The sequence below is a fragment of the Prevotella corporis DSM 18810 = JCM 8529 genome (assembly GCF_000430525.1).
Taxonomy (GTDB): Bacteria; Bacteroidota; Bacteroidia; order Bacteroidales; family Bacteroidaceae; genus Prevotella; species Prevotella corporis.
In genome coordinates, this window is the sequence record NZ_AUME01000057.1 from 1 (window position 1) to 13,717 (window position 13,717).

The 13,717-nt window shown below is 37.9% G+C and carries 10 protein-coding genes; 7 read left to right on the forward strand and 3 right to left on the reverse strand.

The annotated features are described in order from the left end of the window. The 3 genes from H515_RS0109565 to H515_RS0109575 all read right to left on the reverse strand — a co-directional run. Positions 1–302, reverse strand: a 302-nt coding sequence (locus H515_RS0109565; protein WP_028901887.1) for a transposase, incomplete at its 3' end; no start/stop codon positions are given. Positions 303–805: 503 nt separating this feature from the next. Continuing rightward, positions 806–2,578 carry a 30S ribosomal protein S1 gene (rpsA, locus tag H515_RS0109570; RefSeq protein ID WP_025877827.1) on the reverse strand — a complete coding sequence of 591 codons (1,773 nt, stop codon included), beginning with the start codon at positions 2,576–2,578 and terminating at the stop codon, positions 806–808. Positions 2,579–2,686: 108 nt separating this feature from the next. Beyond that, entirely contained in the window at positions 2,687–7,168 is a 4,482-nt protein-coding gene (locus H515_RS0109575) for a translocation/assembly module TamB domain-containing protein (RefSeq protein ID WP_036891739.1), read from the reverse strand. 105 nt (positions 7,169–7,273) lie between these two features. Between H515_RS0109575 and H515_RS0109580 the strand changes: the two genes are divergently transcribed. The 7 genes from H515_RS0109580 to H515_RS0109610 form a co-directional block, all read left to right on the forward strand. Beyond that, positions 7,274–8,626 carry a Na(+)-translocating NADH-quinone reductase subunit A gene (locus H515_RS0109580; protein WP_025877829.1) on the forward strand — a complete coding sequence of 451 codons (1,353 nt, stop codon included), beginning with the start codon at positions 7,274–7,276 and terminating at the stop codon, positions 8,624–8,626. A 36-nt stretch (positions 8,627–8,662) separates the two neighbouring features. Then, positions 8,663–9,817, forward strand: coding sequence for an NADH:ubiquinone reductase (Na(+)-transporting) subunit B (locus tag H515_RS0109585; protein ID WP_025877831.1), 1,155 nt, complete (start codon positions 8,663–8,665; stop codon positions 9,815–9,817). 11 nt (positions 9,818–9,828) lie between these two features. Further along, a complete protein-coding gene (gene nqrC / locus H515_RS0109590; protein ID WP_025877833.1) occupies positions 9,829–10,539 on the forward strand; it encodes an NADH:ubiquinone reductase (Na(+)-transporting) subunit C in 711 nt (236 codons plus the stop codon). 31 nt (positions 10,540–10,570) lie between these two features. Next, complete coding sequence (locus tag H515_RS0109595; protein WP_025877834.1) at positions 10,571–11,200, forward strand: NADH:ubiquinone reductase (Na(+)-transporting) subunit D; 630 nt, start codon at positions 10,571–10,573, stop codon at positions 11,198–11,200. 2 nt (positions 11,201–11,202) lie between these two features. Further along, a complete protein-coding gene (nqrE, locus tag H515_RS0109600; protein WP_025877836.1) occupies positions 11,203–11,829 on the forward strand; it encodes an NADH:ubiquinone reductase (Na(+)-transporting) subunit E in 627 nt (208 codons plus the stop codon). A gap of 5 nt (positions 11,830–11,834) precedes the next feature. Beyond that, on the forward strand, positions 11,835–13,106 hold the full coding sequence (gene nqrF / locus H515_RS0109605) for an NADH:ubiquinone reductase (Na(+)-transporting) subunit F (RefSeq protein WP_025877839.1): 1,272 nt from the start codon (positions 11,835–11,837) through the stop codon (positions 13,104–13,106). Positions 13,107–13,451: 345 nt separating this feature from the next. After that, positions 13,452–13,717, forward strand: a 266-nt coding sequence (locus H515_RS0109610) for an ISAon1 family transposase N-terminal region protein (protein ID WP_028901845.1), incomplete at its 3' end; no start/stop codon positions are given.

Below are 13,717 nucleotides of genomic sequence, written 5' to 3' on the forward strand. Positions count from 1 at the left end.
GTGTAGAGGAGATTGAACAATTTGGCACGTTCCTCGCTTTCGCTGCGTATCAACCCTAAGAGAATGGGATAGAAGTTTCCGCTGCGACTGCGCGGAATACGGAGCGAGAACTCAAAGCCGTGACTGTACCAACGACGAGAACGGAAGCCATTGCATTGCTCATGGGCATTTTCGCTGACGAACAACTCTCGTTCATGATACATCAGGGAGTTCATGATTAATGACTGAAGGGTAACAAAACCCTCGCTGCTACTTGTGTAATTCGAAAGAATTTCCGAAATTTGCGAATGTGTAAGTTTCATTGTTTTTTCTTTTTTAAAGTTTTCAAATACAAAGATAAGAAAAAAGAAGCTTACACACTTTTATAGGACAGTACCCACAGCATCAATAAGAAGCATCAAACACATTATTTGTTCATTGTACTACTAAGACTTGAATACAATTACATTGATGTTTAACCTGTACAAATATGATAGCTTTACATTCTCAATAGATTACCTTTCGCTTTGCAAAAGGTAATCTATCGCCTTACAATAGCTCACCTTTTAATACACTTTGGAAATACCCCTTGCACCTTCTAAGACGATACTGTCCTACCAGCGGTTGCATCAAAGGCCATAAAAATAGGAAACACTGTGTAAAAGAATCACTGGGACTAAAATGCAAAAACGCAATCTATAACAAAAAGAGCTCGGCAAAATACCGAGCTCCATATAATATAGGAACTAATCCTACGCTTGTCATACTGAAGAATGGAAAACAACTTCAATGCTATCCACTCAACTAATCAGATTCGGCAAAAGTTTTATTTGCCTTCTTCCATCTTCTTTTTAAGATCGGCAAGAACGTCAAGATCACCTAATGAGGTACCTGCTGCTACGTTGGAAACTTGTGGCTGCTGTTCAGCCTTACGTGCATTGCCTCCACGCCCACGGCGAGGTTCTTCCTTAACATCCTCAAATGTACGTGAGTGAGAAAGGATAATTCTCTTAGTGTCTTTAACAAATTCAATAACCATGAATGGCAGTTCTTCACCAAGCTGTGCCTGTGAGCCATCCTCTTTTACAAGATGTTTCGGTGTTGCAAAACCTTCACCGCCTTCATTAAGGGTAATCACCGCGCCCTTGTCCATTGCCTCTGTTATCTTACCAACATGAATAGAACCAGGAGTGTAAATCGTCTCATATTCATCCCATGGATTTGCCTCAAGCTGCTTGTGACCGAGACTCAAGCGACGGTTTTCCTTGTCTATTTCAAGAACTACGACATCAATGTCGGCACCCTGACTGGTGAATTCAGATGGGTGCTTAACTTTCTTAGTCCAAGACAAATCGCTGATATGAATAAGTCCATCAACACCTTCTTCGAGTTCAACGAAAATACCAAAATTAGTAAAGTTGCGAACCTTAGCTTGATGCTTAGAACCTACCGGGTACTTTACCTCAATTGTTTCCCATGGGTCTTCCTTCAGCTGCTTGATACCTAATGACATCTTACGCTCTTCACGATCAAGGGTGAGAATTACAGCCTCGACTTCGTCGCCAACCTTCATGAAGTCCTGCGCTGAACGAAGATGCTGACTCCAGCTCATTTCAGAAACATGAATAAGGCCTTCAACACCTGGCTGAATCTCAACAAATGCGCCATAATCAGCCATCACAACAACCTTACCCTTAACGTGGTCACCTACCTTCAGATTTGCGTCCAAAGCATCCCAAGGATGAGCGGAGAGTTGCTTCAAGCCTAATGCGATACGCTTCTTGTCTTCATCGAAGTCAAGGATAACAACGTTAATCTTCTGATCGAGTTCTACCACCTCATGTGGATCGCTAATGCGTCCCCAAGAAAGGTCTGTTATATGAATGAGTCCATCAACACCACCAAGGTCAACGAATACACCATAAGAAGTGATATTCTTAACAACACCTTCAAGGATCTGGCCCTTTTCAAGGTGAGATATAATTTCTTTGCGTTGTGCTTCCAACTCGGCTTCAATAAGTGCCTTGTGTGAAACAACTACATTACGGAACTCCTGATTGATTTTAACAACTTTAAATTCCATTGTCTTACCAACAAACACATCGTAGTCACGAATAGGATGAACATCGATCTGGCTTCCAGGGAGGAAAGCCTCAATACCAAATATATCGACAATCATACCGCCCTTTGTACGGCTCTTGATGTAACCTTGGATAACAGCGTCTTCCTCAAGTGCCTTGTTAATGTTCTCCCAGCTCTTCTGAAGACGAGCTTTCTTGTGAGAAAGTACGAGCTGACCGTTTTTGTCTTCTTGGTTCTCTACGTAAACTTCAACCTTATCACCAACTTTTAGCTCAGGGTTGTAGCGAAATTCTGAAGCTGGAATGATACCATCGCTTTTGTAGCCGATGTTCACTACTACTTCCTTTTTATCAAAAGAAATAACAGTACCTTCTACAACTTGGTGTTCCTGGATCTTGTTAAGAGTCTCGTCATAAGCTTTTGTAAGCTCATCTTTGCTTACTTCTACTTTTGAACCGTTCTCAAACTCATCCCAATTAAAGTCTGATAATGGGCTGACGTTTTCTAAATTTGCCATAAATGCTTAAAAATAATTTAATTAATAAAGTTCGACTTTATGTTAATAATTCTCTAAAAGGGCAAAATGCCCTAACAAGGCGCAAAGTTAGCAATAAAATTCTGAATATTAGCGCTTTTGCTTCTGTTTTTTACTTTTTTTCTTATTCAGATGAAAAAGATCCTTTATTGTAGTGAAATCTTTTTTCATGATGAGACCTATCCCCTGTGTTGTGAGCGAGTTACGTGTGAAGTAGCGCTCATTGGAACGGTTGTAGAAATTAACGGATAGATTCCCATTTGGGAAAAGAAGATATTTGATATCAAAATCACCAATGAACGAAGAAGTGTTGGTGGCTACATTATCCCTATATCCAAACTCGCCGTTGATGAGTAGTCGATTATTGAGTAACTTTCCAGAAAGTGTTCCTTCATATTCAGCATTAGCAAAGCCTTCGTTACCAGTGGCTATATTAGCTCCAAAATTCCAATTATTATTTTTAATAACATTCGCAAGAACAGTATTTATTTGTTGCGATAAAGTTCCAGAAAGAATGCTCTGCATAGCCAAAGACGCTTGGCCAGGTTGAGATGTGGTTTCTTGTGTTGCATTGTTTGAAATTTGTGGATAGAAGCGTCCTACGGCAAGCAGGTATAATACCTGTTGGTTAAGACCTTGTTCAGAATTTAACACTGACCTAACCATCTGTTCGGCATCGCTCGAAAGAGTTGGCAAATCTATGCCGAATGTTACGGACGGATTCGTTGGAGTCCCATCAATATTGAGAAGGCAGTCAACCCTTGTGTTATTTGTTGTAAAGGAGTTTCCCATTCTCAAATCGCTTAATGGAACAGAATTCAAAGCGTATATACCTTTAAGGCTGAGAGTTGCATCAAACGGATCTCCACCAAACGAAATAGATGAACTTGGTTGGAAAACAAATTGTCTCTTGATTATATTTTGTATGGTTAGGTTATACAATCCATAATCGACATTATAATTGCCAAAAAGCTGGAACGCACCTTTATTATAATAGGTAGCCCGTAAGCCTCCCGTTCCATTTAAGGTTATGTTGTCTCCCGTACTTTCATCCATCAAAACCCCAAGAGTGAAGTCTGGTGTTGCATTGATTAGAAAATTAATGCGAAAATCATTTGCAATATCCCAATTGTCTTTCTTATTTTGGTTCTCCCCCCCCCTCGCATTATAATTTATAATACTATCTGGCCTCAACTCAGAAAGAGTATCAGGAGTCAGATCTCTCCACTGGATAAAAGAATTCTCACCAACAGAATTGTCAGTGGCATTATACGTGATGAAGGAGTTTTTGTTCGCGTACATATCAATATTCATCGTGACTTCGTCGTCCCTCCCAACAATTAAGCATTTTCCTGTTCCATACACCACTCCCCAAAAAGCATCACCACCCGTGTTTTTAGGGAAATTATAGACCAATAGATTGTTTGCCTCTATATTAATATCATAAGTCAGTTTTCTCAAAGAGTGGTGATGTAAACCGCCCGTAACAATTCCTATATTTTTTTCTGCATCATAGATTGTATCCCTTTCAAATATTATTTCGTTAGGGATTATTCTCACCCGGCTATTGTTTAAGGTATATCTTGTACCTAACGGCGTAATATAAACATTTCCAGAGGCATACATATCACCTTCTAAGTTAATGTCAGACAATGGCCCTACCACTTTGCACCATCCATTGGCTGTAAGGTTGATGTCGTCCATAAATGAAGAACAAAATTCTTTCAAGAAATAAAGATGTGTGTTTGATGCATATATTGGGAGATTAATGTAGCCCTTTTTAATATCAACATATCCTTTAATATCGGTTCGAGAATTATCTCCCGGATCAGCAAAAGCATCAATGTGTATTCTACCTTCTCTATCGTTGTAGGATGAATTCAAATAAAGTGTTCCCATTAATCCATTTTCAAAGTGGAAGTCTTTGACGTTTAATTGAGCCGTTGCCTGTGGAGTGCTAAAAAAGGACTTAATAATAACTTTCCCTGATGCTAAACCATCAAATTTAACACTATGAAAGTTGACAATATCCATAATATAAGGGACATCAATATCTTTTAATTGGACAGTAAGCGAATCCTTTGAGCTACCGGATGTTAAGCCATTCACAATAATGTGTTGATCTTTATTTGAGATTTCAAAATGCTTAATATCCAAACTATTATCAGAATAAACCATATCAGAAGACTGAACGTTAAGTCCAATAGTATCAATCTGAATTTCAGATGGATTAAAATGAATGAAGGAGGTCAATTTACCATTTACACGATGTAAAATTGCATTACAATCAATTTCACCTGTTAACGGATGGTTGCCCTCAATATTAAAAGAAGAGTTCGTGCTTATCTTTCCACTACCAACAACTCCATTGCTCGTAATGGAAATTTTTCGTCCAGAATCATCTATCCTATCGCCAGAGACTTGTGCCAAAAGATGATTAGATGAAGTAGAAAGTGAAAACAATAGATTCTCAACATGATGACTATGGTAAATAATGTCAGGAGCATCCAAGTTCAAGGATATTTGCTTCGAACGTTCGTTGACATAACCGTCTATATTTAGATGTTGCCCTAAATTTAAGTTTAATTTGAAAAGCTGATTCAATATCTCCGGATTTGTTATATTGAGACGTGCAACAAAATCATTATTTCCGTTTCTTGAGAAAGACTTATGATTGAAGAGGCCAGGTAAATAGTATGTCAATATATTGACAATACTGTTTTGAATGGTTTTATAGTCATAACGCCCTGACAAATGTAAGTCACCAAAATCACTGTTTATATCAACGAATTTATTTAGAAAACTATTTTGTGTATTAAGTTTGAGATAATTGATTTTTAAGACTTTACCATTCTCCAACATTGTAAAATTGTTCAGATCAAGCTGCGCTATCAAATCGTTTAATGACGACCCTCGTCCTTTGATATGCGATGTAAAAGTAAATGCCTTATCCCCAACTGCATCTGACAATTTCAGTCTTTTCAGATTAAGTTTATCTGCTTCAATGAACGCATCAATAAATAGTTTCCCCTTTTTATCAATTAAAGAGCTGAAGTTCTGGATTGTCCCATTAAAATTCAGTTTTCCGTTAATATCATTCAGCGATGCCCGACCTCTAAAGGTGTCTTTGCTATAATTTCCCCGCACAGCTATATTTCTGTACGAATATCCTGCATAATCGAATTGAGGGATGAGCCCATTTGCGGAGATATTCTGAAAGTCAGTCGTACCCGAAATACCAATATCGGCTACGATGCCTTTTACCCCCGAATTGGAAAACACATTTCCCAAATTGAAGTAATAGGTTTTAACTTTACCTTTAAAGGTCTTTCCTTTTAAAGCCAAGTTCAATTTAGCGTTGCCTTCAGATGTATTGAGTTTCCCATTTACCGTATATTCAGAATTTACTTTCTTTACAATGCCCGAATATTGAATAGAGCCCAAATTATAGAGTTCTTTGGGAATATCAATATGAAAAAGTGATGATAGTTTTTTTATAATTTCAGTTTTTATAGATACTCTTTTAGCGAATAAATTGAAATTATTAAAAGTTTCAATATTATTGATAATCCCTCTGATTTCAAATCGCACATAATTATTATCCGACAATATATTAAGAGAATTTATCTTAACTTTCCTACCAATACTTTCCAATTTACCATCGATGAATACCTTTTGTTTAAAAGAGGATAGCTGGGGCATAAAGCTCGCAACATCAAAAGGAGTTACATACGAATCCTTTATGCTAACCTTAGCTCTCAAAGAGTTTAAATCCAACTCATCATTAATATGCTTAAACTGAAAATATATACTTGGAATTAGAATCCGAGAATTAGCTAATTGAAGTTTAAAGCCCCTCAGTTTGGCCTGTTTCTTATCTGCAACACCCTCAAAGGCAAGATTCAAAACTTCCAAACCAGAGACTTCTTTAAAAGACAAACCTTCCGAAGTAAAACTTATACGATTATCTGTTAATTCATTAAGATTTAAATGACCAGATATATTGCGTAAATCTAAATGCTTGGGATTAAACTTCCGTCGAGTTATTGTGGCATCGAGTTCATCATAAGTGACCGAACTATTACGGATTATCAGACTCCGAATTTGTAAATCTAACGGTGATTTTGATCTTTCATCTTTAGATGCTAGTGAGTCTAAAACGAATTTGAAGTTTGGATTAGCATTTCGGTTTTTCTTGTACAAATTGGCATGTAGTCCGAAAATTTGAGCAGAGGAAATTCTAATTCTTCCATTTCGTAATAATTCTATAATATCAAACTTGGCAGCAATACGAGATGCCTTCAACATCTTTTTTTGCTTTTGATCATATATCGTAATATCATTTAGGATCAAATGGTTCAATAATCCAATTTCAACCTGACCAATTTTTACTTCAGTTCCAAGCTTCTTTGACAGAACATCACTTATCTGATTACCAGCAAATTTTTGCATTGCAGGAATATGCAAAACCACGATGATAGCTATATAAAAACCAATGATTAGCCGTATCGTCCATCGTACTATCGATTTCAATTTTCTCAAAGTGAATACAAAACTACAAAAAATCCCCATTATTGTAAAATTATTGATATAAAAAGTTTTCAAAGTCCTTAAATTTTACTACATTTGCAAAGTTATTTAGCAAAAGATATCTAATAGTTTCCATTATTAAAAATTATGGTAAAAGTCATAAAGTTGCGCAAGGGGTTGGATATTAACCTTAAGGGACGCGCGAAAAAGCGAACTTTACCTTTGATTTCTTCGGAGGAATACTCATTGGTTCCCGATGATTTTATTGGTGTGACCCCAAAAGTTGTTATTAAGGAGGGAAGTCATGTTAAGGTAGGAGAATCACTATTTGTGGATAAAAAAAATCCAGAAGTTGGTTTTGCCTCACCTGTAAGTGGAACAATAAAAGCTATTGTTAGAGGCGACCGTAGAAAGATTTTACGCATAAACATCCAATCAGATAACAATCAAGAGCATTTGGATTTTGGAATAAAAAACGTTTCTGAACTAAATGCACAAGAGGTTAAAGATTCACTTTTAGAAGCAGGCCTTTTTGGTTACATCAATCAAATCCCCTATGCCATAACTACAAATCCGAGTACAGAGCCAAAGGCAATTTTTATTTCTACTCTACGTGATATGCCCTTGCAGGGAGACTTTGAATATGAATTAATTGGGCAAGAACAAGATTTCCAAACAGGTCTTTCTGCATTGTCAAAAATAGCAAAAGTTTATCTCTCAATTGGTGCGAATCAAAAAACAGATGCCTTGTTGAACGCAAAAGATGTCGAGGTAACTGTTTTTGATGGCCCATGTCCTGCTGGCAATGTTGGTGTGCAAGTTAATCATTTGGCGCCAGTAAATAAAGGAGAAGTGGTTTGGACTGTTGAGCCGACAGCCGTCATTTTCTTTGGTCGTTTATTAAATACGGGCAAGGTAAACCTAACACGCACTGTTGCAATTGCTGGAAGCAAGGTAAAAGAACCTGTGTACGTCAATGCCACTGTCGGGACGCCTATTAAAACTATTCTAAAAGGCAACTTATCGGAATCTGACCATGTACGCATCATCAATGGTAATCCACTGACGGGTGTTGTGAGCGATGAGAACTCTGTACTTGGTGCACATACATCTGAAATAACCGTTATTCCCGAAGGAGATGACATAAACGAGTTAGCTGGGTGGATAATGCCACGCCTAAATAATTTTTCGGCCTCACATTCATATTTTAGTTGGCTTTTAGGTAAAAACAAAGAATATGATTTGGATGCTCGCATCAAGGGTGGAGAAAGACACATGATTATGAGTGGTGAATACGATAAAGTATTACCGATGGATATTTATGGAGAATACCTGATAAAATCGATTCTCTCTGGTAATATAGACCGACAAGAAGAATTGGGGATTTACGAGGTCAGCCCTGAAGATTTCGCATTAGCAGAATTCGTTGACAGCTCTAAATTACCTTTGCAAAAGATAGTAAGAGAAGGCTTGGATACTCTAAGAAAGGAAAATTCATAAATATCTCAATAAATTAAAAGATTATAAATATAAAGTATGAATTTAAGAAATTATCTTGATAAGCTTCGACCAAATTTTGAAAAAGGCGGCAAGCTTCATGCTTTCAAGAGCGTTTATGATGGTTTTGACACATTTCTGTATGTCCCTAATGAGACATCAAAATGTGGTTCATCCATTCATGACGTTATTGATTCAAAACGAATCATGAGTATTGTAGTTATCTCATTGATTCCAGCAATGTTATTCGGTATGTACAACATTGGATATCAAAATGCATTGGCAGCTGGAAGATTGGCAGATACTACTTTTATGGGAATGTTCCTCTATGGTTTTTTTGCACTTCTTCCTAATATCTTGGTTTCGTATATTGTTGGTCTGGGCATTGAGTTTGCTTGGGCGCAATGGAAAGGTGAGGAAATTCAAGAAGGTTATTTGGTAAGTGGTATTCTCATTCCTCTGATTATTCCTATCAGCACCCCGATTTGGATGTTGATTATAGCTGTAGCATTCGCGGTAATATTCACCAAGGAAATATTTGGAGGAACAGGTATGAACATATTTAATGTTGCTTTGGCCGCACGTGCTTTCCTGTTTTTTGCCTATCCCAGCAGAATGACTGGAGATTCCATTTGGCTTTCGAAAGAAACAATTGTGGGCTTAGGTTATAACCTCCCTGATGGCTTCACGATGGCTACCCCACTGGGGCAAATTGCACAGGAAATCCCTGTAAATGTTTCCTTGAATGACATGGTTATAGGACTAATTCCAGGTTCAGTCGGTGAGACATCCGTCATAGCAATCGCAATTGGTGCCCTATTATTGATTGTGACGAACATCGCAAGTTGGAAAACAATGCTTAGCGTCTTTTTAGGAGGAACATTAATGGCATATTTATTTCAAAATACTGGCTCGTCGAGCATCCAATGGTACGAACACCTCGTACTTGGCGGATTCTGCTTTGGTGCTGTATTCATGGCCACCGACCCTGTCACATCAGCAAGAACAGAGACTGGTAAATGGATTTATGGATTCCTTATAGGTGCCATGGCAATCGTAATTCGTGTTATGAATCCTGGCTATCCAGAAGGTATGATGCTTGCAATCTTATTGGGAAACATGTTTGCACCTCTGATAGATCATTGTGTTGTTCAATCTAATGTAAGTAAACGTGCCAAGAGGACTAAAATATAAGGAGTAAAGAAATGAAAACAAATAGTAATTCATACACAATTATCTATTCCATAATCCTCGTTGTCATAGTTGCATTTTTGCTGGCATTTATTTTCCAGGCTTTAAAACCAACTCAAGACATAAATGTCCAACTTGATCATCAAAAGCAAATACTCTTTGCGTTGAATCAAGACCGAAAAATGACAAATCAACAAGCTCATAAATTGTGGAACGAACTGATTATCTCAGATGACATCATTGATAAAGATGGAAATATCATCACCAAAGGTAAACGGGGAGGTGTTGACGCAGCATTTAAACTGAACAGCAAAGATGCAAAAGATGGGAAACTGGCTTTGTTTCGTTGCAAAGTTGATGGAAAAGACAAATATGTCATCCCCGTTTATGGAAATGGACTTTGGGGACCCATCAACGGATTTATTGCGATTAATGAGGATAAGGCATCGGTTTTTGGTGTTTATTTCAATCACGAAAGCGAAACAGCCGGTCTTGGTGCAGAAATCAAAGATAATAAAGCATGGCAAGATATGTTCAAGGGAAAAAAACTCATGGATGATTCTAAACAAAACATTATCTTGTCTGTAGTTAAGAAAATTGAGGACAAGGAAAGTCAGGTTGATGCTTTGACTGGTGCTACATTGACAAGTAATGGTGTGACAGATATGTTCAAATCTGATAAAGGAGGACTAAAAGCATATCTCAAATTCCTCAATCAGAAATAATCTTGAATATTCAATTTTCAATAAGTAAAATATGGATTTATTCTCAAAACAAAATAAACAGGTATTCATCAATCCTCTAAATTTGGATAATCCTATTATGGCACAAGTACTGGGCATTTGCTCAGCGCTTGCCGTAACAGCACAATTGAAGCCTTCAATCGTTATGGGTTTGGCTGTGACAATCATCACAGCATTTTCCAATGTTATCATTTCAATTCTACGCAATACCATTCCAAATCGAATTCGTATTATTGTACAACTTGTGGTTGTAGCAGCACTTGTTACAATTGTAAGCCAAATTCTGAAAGCCTATGCCTATGACGTAAGCGTTCAACTTTCTGTATATGTAGGTTTGATTATTACAAACTGTATTCTTATGGGACGTTTAGAGGCATTTGCAATGACTAACAAGCCATGGCCAAGTCTTCTCGACGGCATTGGGAACGGTTTGGGATACGCATTGATTCTTGTCACTATAGGAGGAATCAGAGAATTTTTTGGTCGTGGTTCACTATTGGGATTCAAAATCATCCCCCAAGGTTTTTATGACGCCGGCTATATGGACAACGGTTTAATGTCGATGCCCGCTATGGCCTTAATACTCCTCGGTTGTGTTATTTGGATTCATCGTGCCTATTTCGTAAAAGAAGATAAGAAATAATTATGGAACATTTAATAAGTTTATTTTTCCGGTCCATTTTTGTGGACAATATGATTTTCGCATTCTTCTTAGGAATGTGCTCATATTTGGCTGTTTCCAAGAATGTAAAGACGTCTTTTGGACTCGGTATTGCCGTTACGTTTGTCTTGGTGGTAACTGTTCCTATCAACTATCTCTTGCAAACGAAAGTTCTTGGTCCCGACTGCTTGGTAGAAGGTGTTGATCTCTCCTACTTGAGTTTCATACTTTTCATAGCGGTTATTGCAGGGATAGTGCAGATTGTTGAAATGGCAGTTGAGAAGTATTCGCCATCCCTTTATGGGGCTTTGGGTATATTCTTGCCTTTGATTGCTGTTAACTGTGCAATTATGGGTGCCTCTCTATTTATGCAGCAAAGAATAGGGTTAGACCCTTCAAGTTCACAATACATAGGATCCGTATGGGATGCAATTGCCTATGGGCTTGGCTCTGGCATAGGATGGTTGTTGGCCATTGTTTCTTTGGGTGCAATTCGTGAGAAATTAGAATATTCCGATGTTCCGAAGCCACTACAAGGTTTGGGAATAACTTTCATAACTGTAGGCTTGATGGCATTAGCAATGATGTGTTTTTCAGGAATTAAAATCTAATAGAAATGGGATTAGAATTTATATTATATAGTATATGTGTTTTCTTGATAACCATTCTCTTATTGGTTGTCACTTTGCTTTTGACTAAAAAATTCCTTAGTCCAAGCGGAAAGGTAAATATCACAATTAATGACGATACCGTTATTTCTGTAGAACAAGGCAACTCAATCATGTCAACATTGACTGAGAATGGTGTGTTCTTGCCTTCTGCATGTGGAGGTAAGGCCAGCTGTGGACAATGCAAATGCAGGATTCTTGAGGGCGGAGGAGAAATACTTGATTCCGAAAGACCTCATTTTTCCCGTAAGGAAATTAAAGAGGGTTGGCGTTTAGGATGTCAGGCTAAGGTAAAGGGTGACTTATCACTCAAGATAGATGAGTCTATCATGGGAGTTAAGGAATGGGAGTGTGAGGTCATTTCCAACAAAAACGTATCAAGCTTCATTAAAGAATTCAAAGTGGCTCTTCCTCCGGGGGAACATATGGACTTTGTGCCTGGTTCTTATGCCCAAATTAAAATTCCAAAGTACGAATGTATCGATTATGATACAGACTTTGACAAGAATGACATTGGAGAAGAATACATCGGTCCTTGGCGAACCTTCAATATTCTTTCATTAAAGGCCAAAAACCCAGAAGATACGGTAAGAGCTTACTCCATGGCCAACTATCCTGCCGAGGGTGATATCATAACCCTTACGGTTAGAATCGCCTCCACTCCATTTTTACCACGTCCTCAAGTAGGATTCCAAAATGTGCCTACAGGTATCGGTTCTTCTTACATTTTCAGTTTAAAACCTGGCGATAAAGTGATGATGAGTGGTCCTTATGGCGATTTCCATCCCAATTTCACTTCGGGTAAGGAAATGATATGGATAGGTGGTGGAGCTGGTATGGCCCCTCTACGCAGTCAGATAATGCACATGCTGAAGACTTTGCATACTCGTGATCGAGAGATGCATTTCTTCTATGGCGCACGCGCATTGGGAGAGGCCTTCTTCCTTGAAGACTTCTGGGAATTAGAGAAGGAATATCCAAACTTCCATTTCCATTTGTCGCTCGACCGCCAAGATCCAAAAGCTGATGAAGCAGGAGTCAACTATTATACAGGCTTTGCAGTAAATTGCATTCGTGATACATATTTAAAAGATCACGAATCGCCAGAAGACTGCGAATATTATCTTTGTGGTCCTCCAATGCTTATTAAGACTGTGACTGATTATCTCGATAGTCTTGGTGTAGATAAGGACGCAATTATGTTCGACGACTTTGGTTAATAGACTGTTTAAAATTGGTATATCTGCGAACTTTAGAGTATTATCAGAGTGATTTTTAAAAACTCTATCAGACACAATTACTAACTAAAAAAAGACCATATCGCTACTCAACAAAAAGTACGGTATGGTCTTTATTGTATTCTATAATTGAAACAAATCCTGTTACCTAATTCCCACTAAAATTCACAAGGCAATTTACACAAATTATAATCAGACAATCTACATGATTATCTTACATTGAAGGGTCACCTTGTAAAAGGTAAGCTATTGCAATGTGAAAGGCTCAGTAGAAAATCAATGGGGGAATAATTTGTTATTTATCTTAATAATTCCGACCTTCGCATTATGGAAGAAAAAATGTTACGCACCTTGGCAACTCTTGTTTTGCCTTCTCAAATATTAGATTATTTTACTATCGTTTCTGTCTGCGAGGTTGGACCTGAGTTTCATATTAGTCTTGACGAACGTATGGACAAGACTTTGTCAGGTAATGCCACCTTCGAGTCCAAGGGGTTCATGGAAGCAGTTAATATAACCGACTTCCCTATTCGAGGCCATAAGGTGATCTTGAAAATTCGTCGCAGACGATGGACGGATTTGCGCACGGGCAA